17 protein-coding genes are annotated in these 22,712 nt (G+C 43.9%); 11 read left to right on the top strand and 6 right to left on the bottom strand.

The genetic code is table 11. The annotated features are described in order from the left end of the window. Positions 1-26: 26 nt before the first annotated feature. On the top strand, positions 27-1,508 hold the full coding sequence (locus ACYX4N_RS11660) for an MFS transporter (protein ID WP_476054125.1): 1,482 nt from the start codon (positions 27-29) through the stop codon (positions 1,506-1,508). A 1-nt stretch (position 1,509) separates the two neighbouring features. After that, entirely contained in the window at positions 1,510-3,210 is a 1,701-nt protein-coding gene (locus ACYX4N_RS11655; protein ID WP_476054124.1) for an alpha-amylase family glycosyl hydrolase, read from the top strand. Between the two features lie 105 nt (positions 3,211-3,315). Here the strand turns inward: ACYX4N_RS11655 and ACYX4N_RS11650 are convergent, their stop codons facing one another. Further along, a complete protein-coding gene (locus tag ACYX4N_RS11650) occupies positions 3,316-4,338 on the bottom strand; it encodes a LacI family DNA-binding transcriptional regulator (protein WP_474806833.1) in 1,023 nt (340 codons plus the stop codon). A gap of 298 nt (positions 4,339-4,636) precedes the next feature. Here ACYX4N_RS11650 and glnS point away from each other — a divergent pair, with 298 nt between their 5' ends. Beyond that, on the top strand, positions 4,637-6,304 hold the full coding sequence (gene glnS, locus ACYX4N_RS11645) for a glutamine--tRNA ligase (RefSeq protein WP_476054123.1): 1,668 nt from the start codon (positions 4,637-4,639) through the stop codon (positions 6,302-6,304). Positions 6,305-6,400: 96 nt separating this feature from the next. On the opposite strand, the gene ACYX4N_RS11640 is transcribed toward glnS, so the two are convergent. Continuing rightward, on the bottom strand, positions 6,401-7,144 hold the full coding sequence (locus tag ACYX4N_RS11640; RefSeq protein ID WP_474806829.1) for a YciK family oxidoreductase: 744 nt from the start codon (positions 7,142-7,144) through the stop codon (positions 6,401-6,403). A 320-nt stretch (positions 7,145-7,464) separates the two neighbouring features. Between ACYX4N_RS11640 and ACYX4N_RS11635 the strand changes: the two genes are divergently transcribed. From ACYX4N_RS11635 to ACYX4N_RS11620, 4 genes are all read left to right on the top strand, one after another. After that, entirely contained in the window at positions 7,465-10,062 is a 2,598-nt protein-coding gene (locus ACYX4N_RS11635; protein WP_476054122.1) for a VolA/Pla-1 family phospholipase, read from the top strand. Between the two features lie 240 nt (positions 10,063-10,302). Then, positions 10,303-12,828 carry an acylase gene (locus ACYX4N_RS11630; RefSeq protein ID WP_476054121.1) on the top strand — a complete coding sequence of 842 codons (2,526 nt, stop codon included), beginning with the start codon at positions 10,303-10,305 and terminating at the stop codon, positions 12,826-12,828. Between the two features lie 119 nt (positions 12,829-12,947). Beyond that, entirely contained in the window at positions 12,948-13,988 is a 1,041-nt protein-coding gene (gene sohB / locus ACYX4N_RS11625) for a protease SohB (RefSeq protein WP_476054120.1), read from the top strand. Positions 13,989-14,094: 106 nt separating this feature from the next. Further along, entirely contained in the window at positions 14,095-14,718 is a 624-nt protein-coding gene (locus tag ACYX4N_RS11620; protein ID WP_474806821.1) for a TetR/AcrR family transcriptional regulator, read from the top strand. 96 nt (positions 14,719-14,814) lie between these two features. Here ACYX4N_RS11620 and ACYX4N_RS11615 read toward each other — a convergent pair whose 3' ends face one another. After that, positions 14,815-15,150, bottom strand: a complete 336-nt coding sequence (locus ACYX4N_RS11615; protein ID WP_474856313.1) for a hypothetical protein — start codon at positions 15,148-15,150, stop codon at positions 14,815-14,817. Positions 15,151-15,400: 250 nt separating this feature from the next. Between ACYX4N_RS11615 and ACYX4N_RS11610 the strand changes: the two genes are divergently transcribed. Both ACYX4N_RS11610 and ACYX4N_RS11605 read left to right on the top strand, forming a co-directional pair. Further along, the gene (locus ACYX4N_RS11610; RefSeq protein ID WP_476054119.1) at positions 15,401-16,162 is read left to right on the top strand and encodes a Nif3-like dinuclear metal center hexameric protein; all 762 of its coding nucleotides are present in this window, start codon (positions 15,401-15,403) and stop codon (positions 16,160-16,162) included. Between the two features lie 15 nt (positions 16,163-16,177). After that, on the top strand, positions 16,178-16,921 hold the full coding sequence (locus ACYX4N_RS11605; protein ID WP_476054118.1) for a methyltransferase domain-containing protein: 744 nt from the start codon (positions 16,178-16,180) through the stop codon (positions 16,919-16,921). A gap of 53 nt (positions 16,922-16,974) precedes the next feature. Here ACYX4N_RS11605 and ACYX4N_RS11600 read toward each other — a convergent pair whose 3' ends face one another. Both ACYX4N_RS11600 and ACYX4N_RS11595 read right to left on the bottom strand, forming a co-directional pair. Next, positions 16,975-17,970 carry a 2-hydroxyacid dehydrogenase gene (locus ACYX4N_RS11600; RefSeq protein ID WP_476054117.1) on the bottom strand — a complete coding sequence of 332 codons (996 nt, stop codon included), beginning with the start codon at positions 17,968-17,970 and terminating at the stop codon, positions 16,975-16,977. 200 nt (positions 17,971-18,170) lie between these two features. After that, the gene (locus ACYX4N_RS11595) at positions 18,171-18,653 is read right to left on the bottom strand and encodes a glutathione peroxidase (protein ID WP_476054116.1); all 483 of its coding nucleotides are present in this window, start codon (positions 18,651-18,653) and stop codon (positions 18,171-18,173) included. 88 nt (positions 18,654-18,741) lie between these two features. Between ACYX4N_RS11595 and ACYX4N_RS11590 the strand changes: the two genes are divergently transcribed. Continuing rightward, positions 18,742-19,611: an NAD(P)-dependent oxidoreductase gene (locus ACYX4N_RS11590; protein WP_476054115.1), complete on the top strand. Its 870-nt coding sequence runs from the start codon at positions 18,742-18,744 to the stop codon at positions 19,609-19,611. A gap of 55 nt (positions 19,612-19,666) precedes the next feature. Here the strand turns inward: ACYX4N_RS11590 and ACYX4N_RS11585 are convergent, their stop codons facing one another. After that, complete coding sequence (locus tag ACYX4N_RS11585) at positions 19,667-21,268, bottom strand: response regulator (RefSeq protein WP_476054114.1); 1,602 nt, start codon at positions 21,266-21,268, stop codon at positions 19,667-19,669. A gap of 238 nt (positions 21,269-21,506) precedes the next feature. Here ACYX4N_RS11585 and ACYX4N_RS11580 point away from each other — a divergent pair, with 238 nt between their 5' ends. Continuing rightward, entirely contained in the window at positions 21,507-22,661 is a 1,155-nt protein-coding gene (locus ACYX4N_RS11580) for an acyl-CoA dehydrogenase family protein (RefSeq protein WP_476054113.1), read from the top strand. The last annotated feature ends 51 nt before the right edge of the window (positions 22,662-22,712 follow it).

Here is a 22,712-nt window from a genome sequence, read left to right as displayed (position 1 = left end):
AATTAAAACAATAAATAGAGCAAAATATGCAATCAACTCAACCACGCCTTTCTTTTTGGCAAATATGGAATGTCAGTTTTGGCTTTCTGGGTGTTCAATTTGGTTTTGCACTGCAAAACGCGAACGTTAGTCGAATACTATCTGACCTAGGTGCAGATCTTCATTCACTATCGCTATTTTGGCTTGTAGCGCCCATTATGGGCTTGATAGTGCAGCCTATTGTTGGCTCGGCATCAGATAGAACGTGGAATCGATTGGGCCGCCGCCGGCCGTTTATACTTGCTGGGGCGATAGCCGCGGTGGTAGGTATGATCTTATTACCCAATGCGCCGATCTTCGTTGCCTTCTTAGCGCCTATGGTTATGGGCGCTTTAATGGTTGCACTGATGGATGCATCGTTTAATGTGTGTTTCCAACCGTTCCGCTCTTTGGTATCTGATATGGTACCAGCGTCACAGCGCAACGTAGGTTATTCAATTCAGTCGCTTCTTATTAATATCGGTGCGGTAATTGGTTCTATATTGCCATTCGTTCTAACCAATGTGGTAGGACTGGAAAATACCGCTCAAATGGGAGAGGTTGCGCCTTCAGTAATGTGGGCATTCTACATCGGCGCGACTGTACTGCTAGGTACGGTTATTTGGACCGTTATACGTACTAAAGAGTATGCGCCACAAGAATATAATCGCTACAAGGGCCTTACCGAAGAAGCCCCTGCAAGTGAAAGTAAGGCTAAAGCACCGCTTGGCCAGCGCTTAGGTGAGTTTTTCGTTTTAGTAAAAGACATGCCAACCACCATGAAACAACTGGCTGTTGTTCAGTTTTTCTCTTGGTTTGCGCTTTTTATTATGTGGGTTTACACCACACCGGCGATTACTCAACATATTTGGAACGTAGATAAGCAATGGTTTGATCCCGCTTATATCGCCGCTGCGCCTATGGTGCCTGAAACTATTGTTATGGCAAAAGGTGCTGCTGGTGACTGGGTAGGTATACTTTTCGCGGCATATTCTGTGTTCGCTGCTATTTTTTCCATTTTCTTAGCAAAGCTGGCAGATAAATTCGGTCGCAAGACTGTATACGCTTCGTCTTTAGCGCTAGGTGGCCTTAGCTATGTAAGTTTCTTACTATTTCAAGATCTTACTATGGTCAATGTTAACCTGCTTATTACTGAAGTAACTGTGCCGTTAGGCGCAGTGAAACTACTTATCCCAATGATAGGGGTAGGTATTGCGTGGGCGGCAATTCTTGCTATGCCTTACGCCATGTTAGCCGGCGCACTACCCGCGAACAAGACGGGTGTTTACATGGGAATATTCAACTTCACCGTGGCTGCACCGCAAATTGTTTCAGGTTTAACTGCCGGTTGGATCTTAAGCAGTGTATTTAACAACGATGCCAAGTACATAATTGTCGTGGCCGGTGTTTCTATGCTGATTGGCGCAGTGTCTGTCTTTTTCGTTAAAGAGACGGATAAACAAGAACTTGAAGCGGAGCAGGGAGCTTAATATGTTATTCAAACGTTCAGCAATTGCATTAACGTTAGCCGGTTTATTTTGCTCTGCTTGCACTAGCACGGCTACATCGTCCTTAGACAATAGTGAAAAGCATACTTCACAGGCTATTGTAGGTACCAGTACGCCCTTCGCTAGCGAGGCAGTTTACTTTGTGGTAACTGATCGCTTTGTCGACGGCGACCCTTCTAATAACCACGAAGACCAAGGCGGGGAACATCCCACTTGGCAGCTACCGCTTGAAGGTCCCGACGGTGAAAAAGCCTATGTGGGTTACATGGGCGGTGATTTACAAGGTATCTTAAATAACGCTGATTACATCAAAGATATGGGCTTCACTGCCGTATGGATGACTCCTGTTCACGATAACCCTGACTATGCGTTTAACGGCGACGAGCCTATTACATATGGCGGGGCATTCAAAGATGGCGGAAAAACTGGCTATCACGGTTATTGGGCGACAAACTTTTATAAAGCTGATGAGCATCTCGTTAGTGACGATTTGAGCGTAAGTGACTATGCCGCGAAGATGCGCGAACACGGCCTTAAGTCAGTGTTTGATATCGTTGCCAATCACGGCACACCAAGCTTCACGATGAAAGAAGACTTGCCAGGTTATGGTGAGCTTTACGATAAAGATGGAAACTTAGTTGCTGACCATCAAAACCTAGCACCTGAAGAGTTAGATCCTAAAAACAACCCGCTGCATAGCTTTTTTCACAACTATCCAGATTTAGTCAAGCTTTCAAATCTGGATGACGAGAACCCAGCAGTTCGGGATTATTTAATTAACAGTTATCTTTATTGGATATCGCAAGGCGCTGACGCATTTAGAATAGATACCATAAGGCACGTACCGCATTCATTTTGGCGTGAAGCGTCTGACCGTATTCGCAAACAAAACCCAGACTTTTTTATGTTTGGCGAAGCGTTCGATTACGAAGCTAACAATATTGCGCAGCATACGTTGCCTAAAAATGGCGGCGTAAGCGTTCTAGACTTTCCTATGCAAAAAGCCATGGTAAGCGTGTTTGAAAAGCCGCTAGAAAGTGATTTTGCAGACTTAGAAAAGGTACTTCATCTTACTCACGGCCCTTATAATAACCCCTATGAATTAACCACGTTTTATGACAACCATGATATGGCGCGCATTAACGCAACAGATATAGGGTTTATTAATGCGCACAACTGGCTGTTTACTGTTCGCGGTATACCGGTTGTTTACATGGGCTCAGAAATCGGTTTCATGCGCGGTACGGCTGAGCATGCTGGTAATCGCAACTACCTTGGCCAAGACCGCATCAATCAGGCTAAGAGTCATCCTATTCAACAAGCGCTAACAATAATCGCCAACGTACGTAAAAATACTGTCGCCTTGCAGCGCGGTGTGCAGGTTAACCTAGAGCTTAGCGGTCATCGCGCGGCATTTTATCGTGTTGTCGACACTAAAGATGCGCAGCAAACAGCGCTTGTGTTACTAAACAAGGGTGATGAACCCCAGTCGTTTGAGATAAGTAACTTCATGCAGTCAGGCAATTGGATAGAACAATTGTCTGGGCAAACCCAAAATGTCGTGAACGGCACTGCGTTAACCGCTACGGTTAAGGCTAATGGCGTTCAAGTTTGGGTTCTCGAGGGCAAACCTACCAACCCAGCATTGCTCTCTCAAATAAAACATCAGCTGGCCCGTCAATAAAGCATTCAAAGCACAATTAATCGAATAAAAAAGCCCCGAACGTTTAACGTTCGGGGCTTTTTTATTCGATTAATAGCTGTTCAAAAAGTGACAACTTAAAGTCGTTTATTCGCTGCCACAAGATTGACGGACAATAATGTCTGCGGGCATTAAGTAATCCTCTACCTCTTCATTGTTTATCGCTTTCAATAGGGTATTTACCAATAGCTCACCGGCAAGCTTCGTGTTTTGCTGTACTGTGGTAAGCGAAGGTGTCGTGTAAGCAGACACCGCAATATTGTCATAACCCACCACAGCAACATCGTCTGGAACATTCACTTTCGCTTGGCGCAGCGCACGTAAAACCCCCATAGCAATAAGGTCGGATGCACAAACAATAGCTTCGGGTAGTTCGCCTGCTTGCAGCAATGATCTCACTGCTTCTGAGCCAGCATCTTCGGTAGAAATGGCGTTTCGCTGAACACTTGATTGCGCTAAGCCATGAGATTGTAATGTTTTAAAATACCCATCAAAGCGTGCTTTAAATTCCGGTGCGTGCTCGCCATTATCACCAATAAAGGCAAACGATGTTTTACCCAGTTCGATGAGGTGTGAGGTAATGCTTTGACCACCTTGGTAGTTATCACACCCGATACTTACACCCGGGTGCGCTTCATCAGGTGCACCCCAGCGAACAAAATGCGTACCTTGCGATTCAAGCTGAGCGACTTTGTTTTGATAGTCAGTGTAGTCACCATAGCCCAACAAAATAATCCCGTCGGCCTTGTTTGAATCTTCGTATTCCGCGTGCCAGTCGTCTTCTAAGTTCTGAAACGATACAAGAAGATCGTAGTTTGCTTGCGCACAAGCGCGAGTAATACTACCGAGCATTGCTAAAAAGAAAGGGTTAATCATCGAGTCGTCAGACGTTGGATCTTCGAACAAGAGTAGGGCAATTGTGCTGCTCTTTTGTTTTCTCAAATTACTGGCGTTCTTATCTACCTTGTAATTAAGTTCCCGGGCAATACGCTGAACGCGGTCGCGAGTTTCTTGGTTAACCAGCGGGCTGTTATTTAGCGCTCGCGAAACGGTTGATTGAGAAACCCCTGCCAAGTGGGCAATATCAAAAGAGGTTGCTTTTTCTTTCATAAACACCATGTTTTGCTGCTACGACATTGTTGTCGCCAAATTAGATTACCATATTTTTCGAATAGCGCGTGCTTTTTGCTATATATGCGCCTAAATGCTAATCAAAATTAATGAAGCGTTGCTCATCAAGTACATTCCAGAGGGTTTTGTTGTAGTTTTTATAGTGCACTCTTTGTGTGGATCGCTCTTAAATCAATCACTTGTTAGGCTTCTTTGAATAAAACATGGTTGAAGTAATTGCGAGAGTGTTATACTCAGAGCGATTTTGAAATATTACGTGCATAAGGGGAACAAGCGAATGGCCGAGACTGAACACCGTCCGACCAATTTTATCCGTCAGATTATTGATAAAGACCTGGCTAGTGGTCTACACGACGCTATTAAAACTCGGTTTCCACCAGAGCCGAATGGCTTCTTACATATTGGTCATGCCAAGTCTATTTGCTTGAATTTTGGTATTGCACAAGACTACACAGGCTCGTGCAATTTGCGCTTTGACGATACTAACCCTGCAAAAGAAGACATTACGTTCGTTAATTCTATAAAAGAAGACGTTCAGTGGCTTGGATTTACCTGGGATGGCGAAGCGCGTTATTCATCGAATTATTTTGATCAATTACATGCATATGCGGTTGAGCTTATCGAAAAAGGTTTAGCATACGTCGATTTTTCTGCGCAAGAAGTCATGCGCGAGATGCGTGGTACGCTTAAAGAGCCAGGTCAAAATAGCCCTTATCGCGACACAGACGTCGAAACTAACCTTCGTGAGTTTGCCAAGATGACGGCAGGCGATTACAAAGAAGGCGAATGTAGTTTGCGCGCCAAAATCGACATGTCGTCGCCGTTCATGTGTATGCGCGATCCGGTAATTTACCGAGTCAAACATGCACATCATCACCAAACCGGTGATAAATGGTGTGTGTATCCAATGTATGATTTTACTCACTGTATCTCGGATGCTATCGAGGGGATCACGCATTCATTATGTACATTAGAATTCCAAGACAATCGTCGTCTTTACGATTGGGTTATCGAAAATATCTCAATTGACTGTACGCCTCGTCAGTATGAGTTTTCCCGTCTTAACCTTGAGTACACGGTATTAAGCAAACGCCGTCTTATTCAACTAGTCGATGAAAATCATGTCAGCGGGTGGGATGATCCCCGTATGCCTACTATAGCGGGCTTACGCCGTCGTGGTTATACACCAGGTTCTGTGGTTGAGTTCTGTAAGCGAATTGGCGTGACCAAGATGGACAATATGGTTGAAATGTCTATGTTGGAAGCTTGTATTCGCGATGACTTAAATGCTAATGCACCGCGTGCGATGGCGGTATTAGACCCAATTAAGCTTGTTATTGAAAATTACGATAAAGGGCAGACAGAAACGCTGACTGCACCGAATCATCCTAATGATGAAACCATGGGTACGCGTAGCATTAGCTTTAGCCGCGAAGTGTATATTGAAGCTGAAGACTTCCGTGAATCGGCAAACAAAAAGTTTAAACGCTTAGTACTAGATAAAGAAGTACGTCTACGTAACGCCTATGTGGTTAAAGCTAATCGCGTTGAAAAAGATGAAGACGGCAATGTAACTACTGTTTACTGTACTTACGACCCAGAAACATTGGGTAAAGATCCAGCTGATGGGCGTAAGGTCAAAGGCGTTATTCACTGGGTGGACGCAGCAACGGCACAGGCAGCAGAATTTAGACTGTATGACCGTTTGTTTAACGTACCTAATCCGGCGGCTGAAGAAGACTTCACCAATGCAATAAACCCTGGTTCGCTTGAAATTAAACAAGGCTGGGTAGAAGCAGGACTCGCTAGCAATGTTCCTGAAGTTGGCGCCTGGCAGTTTGAACGTACTGGTTACTTCTGTGTAGATAAAGATAGCACAGACGATAAGCCTGTCTTCAACCGCACGGTAGGGCTGAGAGACACATGGGCGAAAATAGGCGAGTAATATAATTATTGATTGCGCGCTATATGCTTAAATGAAAAAACCGCTTAAGTTCAAACTTAAGCGGTTTTTGTTTATAAAAGTATAAGGTTTAATTAATTACTTCGGCTGGCAATCAAGAGACTGTCCGTTTACTTCCTTACTTTCATCACCCATTAGGTAAAGATACATAGGCATAATATCTTCTGGTGTTTTAAGTGTATCCGGGTTTTCTGCAGGAAAAGCTTGTGCACGCATATGTGTGCGGGTGCCGCCTGGATTAATACAGTTGAAACGCAGCGTCTTATTCTGATATTCATCTGCCAGAGTTTGCATTACGCCTTCTGTAGCGAACTTCGATACGGCGTATGTTCCCCAAAACGCGCGACCTTTTCTTCCTACACTTGATGTAGTGAAAATAACTGATGCATTTTCCGCTTTTTCTAATGCCGGGATAAGGGCCTGCGTCATATAGACCATGCCGTTAAGGTTTATCTGCATTACGTCTTGCCACTCTTGCGCATCAATATCTTTGAATGCACTTAGGTGACCTAGAATGCCGGCATTGTGAAGGACACCATCTAGTCGACCAAACTGGTCAATAATGGTCTGCGTCATCTGTTGATAATGAGAAGGCGTTGCACCTTTTATGTCTAAAGGAACAATGGCAGGTTCCTGACCGCCTGCGGCGATAATATCGTCATACACGGCTTCAAGTTTCGACACGGTGCGCCCTAATAGAATACAAATAGCGCCGTGTGCAGCATATGTCTTTGCAGCTTGAGCACCAATTCCATCGCCAGCCCCGGTGATAAGAATAACTTTATCGCGTAGTAAATTCGCTGGTGCGTTGTAATCGTTCATCATTTTCCTTTAAAAGGTTAATTTTCATCGCTTTGCGTGGGGCGTTTATGCCCAACTGAGAATATGACCTCAGATCATACCCAGCCTAGCCCACAAGTAAAACAATGAATGAAAAATTCTTCAAACGTAAAAAAAGTTAACAAAAGTAGTTAACAAAACTTTGCAAAGTTGCAACAAAGTCAATAAGATTGAGGAAGATACAACTGGTCTAACATGTTTAAAACTATCAACTACACCTGTAAAGACAGGGTAGACCAAGCTACTTTTAATAGAGTTAGGTTTTAGACACAGAATAACAACAATGCTTGTAGGGAGTAGAGATGAGAAAACTCGTATTAAGTTCCAGTGTGGCCCTTGCGCTGGGTCTGGCAGGCTGTGGTGGCTCCGATGAAACCCTTTCCGACATTCAAGCCGAAACAGAAGTTCAAACACCATTTTCACGGATTGTTTTCGACCCAGCTAATGGGAACCTAAACATTCCTAACGACCTTCTAATGCTTCCGGGCGATGACGGTTTTTTTGATTACACACTGAACATTCCAGTGGCTGATCCCACAGATTTCGCTGATCCGCAAAATGCACTTAATGTGCTGGACGGGTGGTCTACGCAGCATCCTTTTGTTATCAATGTTGAAACGCCTGCAGGCGCATCGTTAGACGAAAGCACGCTAGCATCTGGCGTATTATTATTTGAAGCAACATTAGGGCTTGATCAAAGCGACCCAGACTGTGCGCAGGTATCTACGCCTTCGGCAGGTTGTAAGTTAGGTGATCAACTCACTTTTGGCGTGGATTATGTCCTTAGCCTCGCCGATAGCAATACCATTACATTTGTTCCGTTAAAGCCCCTTAAGCCGGGTCAGGGTTACATGCTGGTTATGACAACAGACTTGAAAGATTCTTCAGGTAAGTCTGTTCAGGGTTCAACAACTTGGGATTTGGTAAGACAAGATATTAATACCGATCCGCTATCAAGCGCTTCTCAGTTAGACCTACAGGCTTTGGTTAATTCTTATGTTAACCCGCTTCTGCAAGCTGGCTTTGCCCGCGAAGATTTAACCTATGTCTCTGCGTTTACTACACAATCGGTAGGAAATTCACTTGATACAATTAAAAAGGTAATGATTGGTACCTTCGCTCAGCTTGCAGCTGGCGGCGATCCGTCAGCACCAGCTGCACTTCCGGCGATCACCGTTAGCGATGTGTCTGCTGCGCCAAATGCCATGGAAGCTTTAGGCCTAGTGAACGAAACTGTTGTGGCGGGCGCGGTTGAACTTGGCAAACAAGGTCTGCCAGACAACATACAAGCAGCCATTGATGCAACTGATTTTAGTCTACTCGAAACCTGTGCAGGTCTTGCTGGTACAGCGTCGGGTCAACTAGAGGCTCAGTGGGGCGCGTTGAACGAATTTGCTGTTGGCGTATCAACAGGCATTTTAGCGCAAGCAGGGCCATTTTGTGCGGCACAACGCTATGAAGGTAATATCGCATTGCCTTATTTCTTGGGTGTACCAAGTGCTGAAAACCCATTAGCGCCGGTAAATGATTTCTGGAAGGCGGCGTGTGACAGCGGCATCGTGCTAGCTGGTGCACCGCAAGAGCTACTTGCTAGTGCTGAGCCAGGTCCAAATGCAGCAATGTGTTCTTCACTAGGCCTTGCAGACGTTCGAATAAATGGCGAAATGCTTGATAGCGCAAGGAATATTACCAAATTTAACCCGTATCCACAGCCGACAGGCGGGAACATGGGTACGGAAACGTTAGACGTGCAGGTAACTATCCCAGACCCTGCAATTGCGGGCGCTCTAGGCTTCCCAATTAGCATGCCTGAAGCTGGCTGGCCAGTGGTGATTTTGGCCCACGGTATTACCAGTCAAAAAGAAGACATGCTTGCGATTACCGGAACTTTATCCCTAGCAGGTATTGCGTCAGTCGCTATCGACCAACCTTTACACGGGAGTCGAGGTTTCGACCTTGATGGTGACGGTACAGATGACTTAAACGCTACAAGCGTAAGTGCAACGCATTACATGAACCTTGCTAGCTTACCAACTGCCCGCGACAACTTACGTCAAAGTGTATCTGATTTACTAGGGCTGCGTTTAGGACTTAATGCAGTTGTAGATACAACCGCAGCACAAAATGTTAAGTTTGATATGTCACGTGTGTCTGTTATGGGTGTGTCGCTAGGCGCAATGACTGGTGGTAACTTTGCTGCAGTAGCAAACACATCAATGGGTGGCGATTTAGCTGCGCTTGACGGTATGTTTGCTGTTAGACAAGCATCTCTTGAATCGCCAGGAGGTGGCGTAGCGCAATTCTTATTAGAATCTCCTTCATTCGGACCTCTGATTAAAGGCTTGTTGCTTTCACAGGCATCAGAAGACTTTGTTGCATTGCTTAATCAACTTTATGAAACAACTGACGTAACTGAAGAGCAGCTTAGTGCGGCGGTTACTATTTTTGAAGATAATCTAACTGCAGAGCAAGCCGCTGAAGTAAACGCAGTATTTGCGGAATTTGCATTCGCCGCGCAAACAGTAATGGATGCTGGTGACCCAACTAACTATGCACAAACGCTAGGAAGTAATACACCGGTTCACATGATGACGGTTGTAGGTGATGGTAGCGAAGAAAACTTACCTGATCAGGTAATTCCAGTTTCCACAGCGTTACCGCTTTCTGGTCAGCTTCCGTTAGCAGCGACAATTGGTCTAGAGCAAGTCACTACTACCCAAGGGCCTGGTACAGACCCAATTAGCGGTATTGTGCAGTTCAATAGCGGCGCACATGCTTCTAGCTTAAGTCCAGCATCAAGTGCAGCGGTAACTACAGAAATGCAAAAAGAAGTGGCAGGTTATATTGCGTCTGACGCGCTAGCACTTCCAATTTCTGATGAGAGTGTTGTTGCAAACTAGTCCTCTCTAATGCGGTCGACAAAGCAGAGTTACAACTGCTTACATTTTATCGAGTTAAAGCCGGCGTAGTAGCCGGCTTTTTTGTCTTTAAAAGCAGAATGTTATTTGAATGTTTTGCAATGTTAATGTAGTGTAAATAATGGTCCGATGAGTATTCTAGAGACAATAATTAACTCCGTTAATGGAAAAGAGAAATAGAAGCCATTGACCATATTCATTCATCATTAGGGAACATTTGCGATGATCAACCAACAGTCATTCACTGCTAAGCGTACGCTAATTGCACTTTCAATTGCCGGTCTGTTAACTGCATGTGGCGATAACGACAACGATTTTTCAAATATAGAGCAACCAGCGCCACCCACGGCTACTACACCTGAACCTGCTCCTACACCTATTCCTGCTTTTTCACCAGATGGTACTTTGTCTGCTGACGTAACATGGACAACCTACGGTGTTCCGCATGTAAAAGCTGATAACCTCGAGAGCATGGCGTATGGGGTAGGTTACGCATTTGCAAGAGATAACCTTTGCGTACTGGCTGACCAAATTGTGAAATACAATTCTGAACGTGCCAAGTTTTTTGGTCCAGACCAGGTGCCTGGTAGCGGCGACTCTGAGCACCTTATCAACGACTTTGGCTTTTTAACACTCGGTATTAGAGAGCTCGCGGAAGAGAATTTACCGCGTTTGTCTGCAAATTCTCGCGCAATGTTTCAGGGGTATACGGCAGGGTATAACAGATACTTAAATGAAACGCCTGTAGAAGAGCAAGATCAAAGCTGTGCAGGACAACCTTGGGTAACAGAAATTGATAGCGTTGACCTTCTAACATACTCCTTGGGCGTGGCGCTTTTACCCGGCGCTGCAAACTTTTTAGGCCCAATGTTTATTGCTGCGCCACAAGGTGAGAGCTATTTACCAACACCTGCCGAGTCATCAAGTGAAGTTGCCTCTACATTTACGATTTCGCCAACAGTGGGGCTGCCTGACAGAAATCCTCAAGAAATGGGGTCTAACGGATGGGGGTTAGGCAGCGATAAAACCACTAATGGGAAGGGAATGGTATTAGGTAACCCTCATTTCCCTCACACTGGAAACTTGCGTTTTTGGAATTTCCACGCTCAAGTTCCTGGCCATCTAAACGTAACCGGTAGTTCCCTTACGGGTTTACCAGGTGCAGTAAACATTGGTTTCAATGAAAACGTAGCCTGGACCCACACATTCTCAACTGCTGAACATTTCGTTGTGTATCAGCTAACCCTTGATGAAGATGATGCATCAGGTCTTACCCATTTAGTTGACGGAAGCAAACGCACTATCTATGAAAAACCCCTTCAAATTGACGTTGCTATAGGTGGCGGGCAAACCATCAAGCTTAATAAAACCGCATACTACACGAACTACGGCCCAATGATTGAAGTGCCTGGTAACTTCGATTGGAACTCAAACAATGCGTTTGCCATTAAAGACGCCAATCTGCCTAACTTTGATATTGTTGATCATTGGCTTGCCATGAATATGGCTACGTCAATGGACGAATTTAAGCAGGCGTTTAAAGACTATGATGGGGTTATTTTCAATAACACAATGGCGGCATCAGCCGATGGCCAGGTATTCTATATTGACGATTCAACCGTACCGAACTTAACTGAAACTGCAATTGAACAACTAACAACGAACCCCTTGCTTATTCAAACTAAAGCGGCAGCCGGTTTTACCGTATTGCCGGGTAATATTTCTCAATTTGATTTTGAAGGCCCGGTTCCTTATGAAGAGGCGCCGAAATACGAGGGAACAGACTCAGTTCAAAATTCAAATGACAGCTACTGGTTAACCAATTTAAATTCACCGATTGTTGTGAGCAACCCGTTGTTTGGTAGCGTGGAATATCAGCAAACACTGCGTTCACGTTTAGGGCAGCAGTTTATTGAAAATGAAGCTGGGAGTGATGGTACTTTCACACCTGAGGAAGTTGAAGGGCTATTATTAAATAACCGAAGCTACTTGGCAGAGAACATATTGCCATCTCTCCTTGAACTATGCGCAGACCAAGGTGATACACCAGTAGATGTTGATGGAGCTAGTGTTGATGTATCACCAGCCTGTGCAGCACTAGAGGACTGGGACGGTACAATGAACCTCGCGAGTACTGGTGCACACGTATTCAGAGAATTTGCCTTTCAGTTTAACCAAGCTCCTCAGTGGGAAGTACCGTTCTCTCTTGATGCACCTGTGACTACGCCATCAGGTTTAGTCCAAAACGATACTACCCTTGAGCAATTGGCACGCGCTACACAGGTTGTTGAACAAGCTGGGGTAGCATTTGATGCCCCGCTCGGTGAAGTGCAATTTGTCGAACGTAGCTTACCCGATGGTTCTGCCTCAGGTGTTAAATTACCGTGGGCTGGCGCACATAACATTGAAGGTGGCTTTAACGTATTTGATGTTAGTAGCAGTAGAAATGGAACCCAGTTGCCGAGACATAGCTACGAAACAATAAACAGTAATACGGCAATGAGTGCTGAAGCTGAGGGCTATCACATTAACTATGGCACAAGTTGGGCGATGGTTATCAACTTCACCGATGAAGGGCCAAAGGGCCGAGGTATATTGACTTACTCACAGTCTCGTAAGTTCGGCAGTGAGCATTTCTTAGACCAAACACAACTTTATTCTACACAACCTACACTGCGGGATATCTATTTCACCGATGAAGAGATTAAAGCAAACAAGATAGAGCAGGTTAACCTATCGTCAGACTAAGTTGAGACTGGTATTATAACGTGATTACATCAGCGGCTTTGCCTTATATCGGGTAAGGCCGCTCTTCATGTTGTGGGTAAACAACCTTGCTTACCCGTTTATTTTACTAGGAGTAAAGTTTGGAGTTTTTGTACGAGTACGGTTTATTTGTTGCTAAAGCAGTAACGTTAGTTGTCGCCTTCGTTGTTGTTGTATCAACCATAGTTGGTGTAGCAAGTAAACAGAAGCAGGGGAAAGGGCAACTTGAAATCGTGTCTATTTCTGAGCAATTAAAGGACATTACAAACTACGCTAAAGAAGTCCTTTTAGATAAAAACGCATTAAAAAAGTTAGCTAAAGAGCAGAAAAAAGAGGCCAAAGCGAAGAGCAAGGCTAAGAACAAGGCAAAAGAGCAGGGTGAAGAGTCTGAAAAGTCTCGGTTATATGTTATCGACTTTAAAGGGTCTATGGATGCCAATGAGGTCGAGCACCTGCGTGAAGAGATCACTGCGATTTTATGCGTAGCAAATAAAGAAGACGAAGTTTTAGTACGCCTTGAAAGTGGCGGTGGCGTAGTACATGGCTATGGACTTGCTGCGTCTCAATTACAGCGCATTAAAGAAAAGGGGCTGAAATTAACCATTGCCGTAGATAAAGTTGCGGCAAGTGGTGGTTATATGATGGCGTGTGTTGCCGATAAGTTGTTAGCGTCACAGTTTGCATATATCGGCAGCATTGGCGTACTAGCTCAATTGCCTAACTTCAATAAGTTGCTGAAGAAAAACGATATAGAATTTGAGCAGCATACCGCCGGAGAGTTCAAGCGCACGCTAACGATTTTCGGTGAAAATAACGATGAAGGTCGCGCTAAGTTCAGAGAGGAAATTGAAGAGATTCATGTGCTCTTTAAAGACTTCGTGCAAAGTCAGCGTCCTGAAATGGATATAGACAAAGTAGCTACTGGTGAATACTGGCCAGGGATCAAGGCAAAAACACTTGGCTTGGTTGACGATATATCGACGTCCGATGACTACATTCTTTCGCATTACCCTGCACGCGAAATATTCAGCGTTAAATATGCTGTAAAGAAAAACGTTGCGGAAAAGCTGGGTATGTCGGCAGCTAATGTTGTTGAGCGTGTGTTTATGAAAAGCATGAACAAAGCGCGCCATTGGTTTTAATAGCTATAAACCATCTGTGTTTATTACGGCATGACGTATAGCACCCACCGTCAAAAAGCACAGATGGACGTTAAATTTTTAACCGACAAAAGATAATAAAAAGAATATGGCACGGCATACTAAAAACGATATATTAGATGCGGCAGAATACTTGTTTTCTCAAAGTGGGTTTACCCAAACCTCGATGCGGGAAATCACTGCCAGAGCAGAAGTAAATCTGGCGTCGGTGAATTACCATTTTGGTAGCAAGAAAAACTTAATACAAGCGGTGTTTAAGCGATACTTTGATGAGCTTATGCCACAGGTAAAGGTTTGCTTAGACGGTTTACCGCCTATTGAAGGCGCCAAAGGCGTTGAGCAACTCTTATATTCGCTTATCCCTCCCATGTTAAATCTTAATGCTATATCCGAACAGGGCACTGCCACCTTTGTAAAATTGCTCGGCCGAGGATATAACGAAACACAAGGGCACTTGCGTAAGTTTTTGATGCATGATTACGGTGACTGTATACGCGCTCTAGTAGACGCTATCAGGCGCTGTTTACCTGAACTTCCTGAGGAAGAATTGTTCTGGCGACTGCATTTTGCGATGGGAAGTTTTGTCTTTTCGATGGCATCGAGTCAGGCATTAACTGAAATCGCTGAGTCCGATTTTCATAAACACGTAGATATAAAAGAAGTCATCCAGCATCTTGTTCCATTTGTCGCTCAGGGACTTGCCGGCAAATAAACCATTTTTATAGCTTACGTATGAACAAAGCGCTAGCCTCCAAAATGAAGGCTAGGCATAGTGTGAAATAGGCGTTATGAGAAATGCATGTTGAAGCTAGCGGGGAAGAGTCGCGCCAGGTGCTTCAGCGTTTAGCTTCTCAGCCCAAAAATCCTTAACTGAGAAACCTGATTTTTTAGAAGCTGATGCTTTTTTCGTAGCAGGTTTGGCTTTTGCTTTGGTATCGCTTTTCTCTTTCTTCGTTTCTGTTTTTTCAGACGAATTCGATGCTAGCGATTCTGCCATTTCCTGAAGCTGTGCTAGGCGCATATTTTTGCCGCCATCTACGCTGTACCAACCGCTCTTACTTTCAATAGTCGGCGCTTTGCCATTAGCTTTTTTATAGGCTTCAGTGAAAGCCGCGATAACTGCATCTTTGTCTAAGTTTGCCATGCTTTTTTGCTCTTTATTTTGTTAAGATGACGAACGTTTTTGACTTGTAATACCATTAAGTGACAGCTGATTGATTAAAGCGCAACAGGTTACCGATAAAACGAATTAAAAGTAGGCAGTGATTTAAACAATCCACCTTTTTCCCGTTTTCCTGCGATAAGTGTTTGTCGACTTATAGGTGTTATACGAAACGTTCGCGTATTTTATAGCGTTTTTTTAATAATTTGTCTAACTTTCAACCGGAGGACTTGTGTTTATTACCCGCCTAGAACTACAAAATTATCTTGATGGAATGTTAAGGGTTAGCGAAATCAGCGATTATTGCCCAAATGGCTTACAGGTAGAGGGCACAAGCAAAATAGAGAAAATTGTAACAGGCGTTACTGCATCACAGGCTTTAGTAGATGCGGCGATAAAAGCTAACGCCGATGCACTTATTGTGCATCATGGTTACTTTTGGAAAGGTGAATCGCAGGCTGTAACCGGCATGAAAAAGCGCCGTCTTTCTACTTTACTCGCCAATGATCTAAATTTGTTTGCTTACCATCTTCCTTTAGATGTTCACCCAGAATTTGGCAACAACCGCCAACTAGGGTCTCTTCTCGATATTCAAAATGTAAGTGCAGTCAGCGGCGTAAAACCTGTGGGTGTTGTTATGCAAGGGAATTTTGAGGAAGCAATTGAAGGCGTGGCTTTACAAGATAAGCTGCAACAGTTGTTAGGGCGAGATGTACTTATAGAAGGCCCTGTATCAAAACCAATTACAACGCTTGCTTGGTGCACTGGCGGTGGTCAAGGGTTTATAGAACAAGCGGTTGAGCTGGGTGTGGATGCATTCATTACTGGTGAAGTCTCTGAGCAAACCGTACATACAGCGAGAGAAATGGGTATTACCTTTTTTGCGGCAGGCCATCATGCTACCGAACGCTACGGCGTGAAGTCTTTAGGCGAACACATTGAGCAGCAATTCGACGTGCCTGTTGAGTTTATTGATATCGCTAACCCTGCATAGCGAAGTATGTAGTATATGAATAACGATCGTATCTTCGACGGTATTGCTGAGAAGTTCTCAAACAATATTTACGGGACAACCAAGGGCAAATTGCGACACACATTATTATGTGATGTTCTTGAACCTTATTTAAAAGCGCCGCTTCGAGCCATCGAAATAGGTGGGGGCACGGGGGTAATGACGGCTCATATAGCCGCAAAAGGACACTCTGTTGTGCTCACCGATGCGTCAAGGGATGTGCTTAATCAAGCGGAGTCTTTACTTTCTGACGCGCCAAATATAAAAATACGGCATCAATATTTACAACAAATAGAAGACCTTAGTGATTTCGATTTTGTGATTTGTCATGCGGTTCTAGAATGGCTAGATGCGCCCTTTGACGCTATAGATTTTATGTATAGCAATATGAAACCCGGAGCGCGATTAAGCTTAAGTTTCTTTAATCAAGATGCGAATTTATTTGCCAATGCCATTTACGGTAATTTTGATTATATCGCCAAAGGAATGAAGGCGAAAAAGCAGGTGAGACTTAATCCCAACCAGCCGCTTAGCGCAATGAGAGTGGTTGAGTATTGTGCGTCGTTAGGCTTTAAAATACTGGAAAAAGCTGGAATTCGCTGTTTTCACGATTATATGAGGGATATCACTCATCAAAGTAGCAAATTTAGCGATTTGCTTGCTCTTGAACGTCAATATCACCAACAGGAGCCCTATTTGTGGCTAGGAAAATACTTTCAACTCATTCTTGAAAAGCCATAAGCCGGTTGAGTTCACAGGCAGCGTTGACGAATTGCGTTTATTCTGAAAGCTGCTTAGAGCGTGTTGTCACCGGTAAGGATGTTGTTAAGCGTCGTTACCGCAATTTCATTTAATGCCTCACAAGTGAAAAAGCCCTGATGCCCCGTTATCAATACATTAGGAAAGGTTGTTAAACGCTGAAAAGTGTCGTCTTGTATGATTTCCTGTGAATGGTCACTGAAAAAGAGTTCAGACTCTCTTTCGTAAACATCTAACCCCAAATAGCCTATCTGTTTAGATTTAAGCCCTTTTATAATGGCGGTATCATCAACTAATCCGCCCCGAGAGGTATTGATGAGCATCACGCCCTTAGGCATGTTATTTATGCTGTCAGCATTGATAATATGATAACTCTTGTCGTTGAGCGGGCAGTGCAACGTCACAATGACGCTTTGTTCTAACAGTTCGTTTAGCGGAACGTATTGGGCTCCCATAGCGATCACATCATCATCCTGACTTGGGTCAAAACAAAGAACTTTGCACCCAAACCCCAGAAGTATGCGAATAACGGCTTTACCAATCTTCCCTGTACCTATAACGCCTACCGTTTTGCCGTGAAGAGTGAACCCCATCAATCCGTTTAGGCTAAAGTTACTTTCTCTAACACGATTATAGGCTTTATGGGTTTTTCGGTTTAAGGTCAGAATGAGTGCGAGCGTGTGTTCAGCTACCGTTTCAGGGCTATAAGCAGGCACACGACTTACTGATATGTTAGCTTCAGCAGCAGCGCCAACATCTACATTATTGTAACCTGCACAGCGAAGCGCGATGTGTTTAACACCACAGTCTTTTAGCACTTTGATGGTTGTCGCATTTACTTCATCGTTCACAAAGACAACCACATCACTATATCCCTTACAGCTTGTCGCAGTTGAAGGGTTAAGTGGATGTTCGAAAAAAGTGCCCTTAATGCTTTGGCTATTGGCGCTATTGTGGTTTTCTAATAACTGTGAAAATACCACTTGCTCATAGGGACGAGTACTAAAAAAGGCAATGTGATTATTTTGCATAGTATTTCCATACGTGTACGTATTTTCATTAGGCGTAGTTATCACTTAACTACTCAACTGCTAATGCACTATATAGTGCGCAACAATGCGCAATAAATTAGCACGCTACTATTTGCACTGTGTAGACATAGATCAATAAAATAATAGTAGCGTTAGTCGACCCAATGCACTCTGCTTTTAACTATCTGAAGGCGTATAGCTTACGCCCCTAAAAGTTTAACGATTTCTTTTTCAATCGCTTCTGGCTTTACAGTAGGCGCGTAGCGTTTTAGTACTTTACCTTCAGCATTGACCAAGAACTTTGTGAAATTCCATTTAATACGTTTGGTTCCCAGTAGCCCGGGTGCGTCTTGTTTTAAAGCTTCAAAAAGCGGGTTTGCATCTGGCCCATTAACATTTGTCTTTTTAAAAAGCGGAAATGACACGCCAAATTTTAGGCTGCAAAATTGTGCTATATCGCTATCACTTCCGGGTTCTTGATGGCCAAATTGGTCGCATGGAAACCCTAGCACTTCAAACCCCCGGTCTTTATGTTTTTTATAAAGCGCTTCAAGCCCTTCGTATTGAGGTGTAAAGCCGCATTTACTGGCGGTATTAACAATAAGCAGTACTTTCCCTTTGTATTGCTCAAGTGTAGTTTGCTCGCCGTTATTCAGCGTAATAGGGTGAGTGTAAAGTTCCAAATTCGAATTCCTATGTTTTTGTTTTTGTTAAGTCTGTTACTCTTAGGTAATGCAAACCTATTTATTTGGTATCTAGAGTATATTCTGTATGAGTAGTTTGAAAGTGAGTTTTTTGGGCTTAGGTGTAATGGGGTTTCCTATGGCAGGGCACCTTAGCAAAGCGGGTTATTCTGTTACTGTATATAACCGTACGGCGCAAAAGGCACAAGATTGGCTAGCCACCTATGGCAACGCTGATGCTAGTGCGTGTAATTCGGTGGCTGAAGCCGTTAAAGACGCAGATATCGTTTTTATGTGCGTAGGTAATGACAATGACGTAAGGGATGTTGGTACGCAAGCACTGGAAATAATGAAAGCAGGTAGCGTGCTGGTCGATCACACAACCGCATCAGCAGATGTGGCGAGAGAGCTTTACGCAAGCAGTAAAGATAAACAAATTGGATTTTTAGATGCGCCGGTTTCTGGAGGGCAGGCTGGGGCTGAAAATGGTCAACTGACTATCATGGTTGGCGGTGATGAAGCGGTTTTCGCTCAAATAGAGCCAGTAATGGCACATTATGCTCGCCATAGTCAGTTGCTGGGTAAAAGCGGCAGCGGTCAGCTAGCAAAAATGATGAATCAGATTTGTATCGCAGGCATTGTACAGGGCCTAGCCGAGGCGCTTCACTTCGGGCAGCGGGCTGGACTAGACTGTAACGCAGTCATTGATGTTATAAGCAAAGGCGCTGCGCAGTCTTGGCAGATGGAAAACAGAGCCAGCACCATGTTAAACAACAGTTTTGATTTTGGCTTCGCTGTAGATTGGATGCGTAAAGACCTAAACATAGCGCTTGATGAAGCGCGTAAAAATGGATCTACCTTAGCGCTCACCGCCCTTGTGGACCAATACTATGCTGATGTACAGAAACTTGGTGGCGGTCGTTGGGACACGTCCAGCTTGCTTACTCGTTTGAAATAGTCTTTTTTGAGCACAATTTGATGTAATGTAGAAAGGCATTAGCACTTTAAATATACTAAAGTGCTTGCTCTTGTGCGGACAAAGTAAGCTGTTCTAAACGGGTCTTATTTGTCTCGTTCAGCGGCAATGATGTGATTTTTTCAAGTAAAACCTTGATGTTAAATTTACGGTATACACCGGTATCTGCTTCAATCATGCATTGAAGCAGGTTTAATCCAAAAGCTGCGGTATCTGGCGAGAGCTGAAATGCATCGTAGAAATGCTTCATTGCTTTATCAAACATTCCTTCTATAAACAGTTGGGTACCAGTTTCATTTATAGAAATAGCCTGTTCGTGGTTTAGCCCCAATCGTTCGCCACCTGTAAAAATTAACTCGTCGTTCATCACTTGTTCTGAAATGGCCTGTAGCTCAGCATTTTTCTGCTTAGCCATTAACAACAATTCACCTGCCTTACGTTCATCGCCAAGCCCGTGATGAACCTTTGCAGCAATCACCAAGACAGATGGCTCGGTACGCAGGTAATTATCGATATGGTCACCTTCTAGTAGGTGGGCAGCTTTTTCTAAATCGCCATCTAACACGGCTGAAAATGCCAAAAGGTAATCCCTTTTTTGTAATGTTTGTGGATCTCCCTGGCTTCTACCCGCAATACCTACTAGTTTTCTAGCCTGAGATAAGCTTTCTTCTCTGTTGGTTTCAGGTGATTCTTCTGCCAAAAACAAATAAAACTCTGCCAATTCAAAGGTGAAATCGTTAAAGCTTTCTTTTGCACTGCGGTGCATTGCACGCTTTTTTTGCAAAAGATCTATAGCTTCAACTACTTTGTCCTGTTTTTGATAAGCAAGAGTTTTAAGTTTGGCGGCGGGCAAACTCAATTCACTGAACTTTATTTCGTTAAGGTATTTTTCTACCTGCTCGTAAGAATTTTGCTCAAAGGAAATAGAGGCTAGCCATTCAAATGCCTTATCCCGTGCCAAGCTTGAATTTACCATTTGACTTAGATGGCTTTTACAGTGTGGCCATTGCCCAGACGCATACTGGCATTTAACTTTGCCCCATTGCGCCCACAGCACTTTGTCGCTGCGGGTGAGTACATCGTCATAAATACTCAAAGCTCTTTGAATATCGCCATTTTCATAAAGAAGCCGTGCATAAAGCTTTCGTATATCCGCTACAAGGCGAGGGGGGATGCCTTCTGAAATTTTAGCGCGTACGACACTGATAGCCCTTTCTAATTGTTTATTGTCTAGCGAATGCAAAACGTTTTTAACAAAATCACGGTACTTTAAATAGTGATTAATTTGGCGAGTTAGTGAGGCAATAGTGTAGGGTTTGATGAGTAAAACGTCGGGTTGAAGATCCATGATCCGACCGATTATTTGAGGTGACCGGTCCGAGGTAAGAAAGATGATTCCTGTACTCGGCCTAATAAACCCGGCTTCTCTTAAATTTTGCACCCACTCGACACCAGTTTTGCCCTGACCAAGGTGGTAGTCCATTAATAACAGTTCAAAGTTCTGTTTTTTAAGTGCCGCTTTCAATTCAACGCCAGATGCAAAGCTACTCACCGATAAATTTGCAATAGACATGAGGTGGCCTCGAAGCGCGGTTCGAGCGGTAGCATTGTCTTCCACTATGGCTATTCTAAATTCCACGGCAATCATTCGAATAATAACAACTTAATCTAGCTTATCAGCGGCTGGGAAAAAGTGCATTATTAAAAAGGATAAGTTTTGACTACCAGTATTAGTCTCAGAATAAAAATCATTATCTCGTCACAAAATATTTACGTTATACATCCATATATTTAAATAAATATTTACCTTTACGTTTACGTAAGGGGTAGGTATTGGTTATTGTGTGTAGAAAGCAACTCAGTTGAAGGTATGTCTAATGAACTTTGAATTAACCGATGACCAATTAGCCTTTGAAGAAACCGCCCGCCAATTTGCGCAACAAGAATTGGCACCCAATGCTGCGATGTGGGATAGAGAGCACCATTTCCCCGTAGAGGCAATTAAGAAAGCCGGTGAGTTAGGATTTTGTGGCTTGTATGCCCCTGAAAGTGCGGGTGGCCTTGGGCTGTCAAGGCTCGATTCTTCAATTATCTTCGAACAGCTTTCAATGGGGTGTACTACAACTACAGCCATGTTAACTATTCACAACATGGCCACGTGGATGATAGCGACATGGGGTACCAGTGAAGTTAAGGATATGTGGTGTGAACAATTAGTCACAGGTGACAAACTTGCCTCTTATTGCTTAACAGAGCCTGGCGCTGGATCTGATGCTGCTTCACTAAAGACTAGAGCAACTAAAACTGACGATGGATATGTACTAAATGGCTCTAAAGTGTTCATCTCTGGAGCAGGAAGTACAGATGTTCTCGTAGTCATGGCCCGTACTGGCGAGGATGGCCCTAAAGGCGTATCTGCATTTGCAGTTCCAGCTAATGCAGATGGCATTGAATACGGAAAAGCAGAAGAGAAAATGGGGTGGAATGCCCAGCCCACTCGTATGATTACTTTTGATAATGTAAAGCTCGATAATAGCTGGTTGCTAGGCGAAGAAGGTCAAGGCTTTAAAATGGCCATGCAAGGGCTTGATGGCGGCAGAATAAATATTGCTACATGTTCAGTAGGCACAGCACAGCAAGCGCTAAACGTAGCCCGTGATTATATGAATGAGCGTGAGCAGTTTGGTAAACCTATTGCAGGCTTCCAAGCTCTTCAATTTAAGTTAGCTGATATGGCGACTGAGTTAGTTGCGGCTAGACAGATGGTACGTATGGCAGCGTGCAAATTGGACAACAATGACGCGGATAAAACGACTTACTGCGCTATGGCTAAACGCTTTGCAACAGACGTAGGTTTCAATGTGTGTAACGATGCGCTCCAATTACACGGCGGATACGGTTATATTAAAGAGTATCCACTAGAGCGTCATTTTAGAGATGTTCGTGTTCATCAAATACTTGAAGGAACCAACGAAATTATGCGCGTGATTATTGGGCGCCGCCTACTTTCTGATGAGCGAAGCGTTCTTTAACGCGGTTGCAACTCAGTTAGAAAAAAATGGGTTTCAAGGCACATACAATGG

The sequence above is a fragment of the Alteromonas sp. ABH4_452 genome (assembly GCF_056311825.1).
The sequence above is the reverse complement of the archived record's forward strand: the minus strand, read 5'-3'. Positions and strand labels throughout refer to the sequence as shown.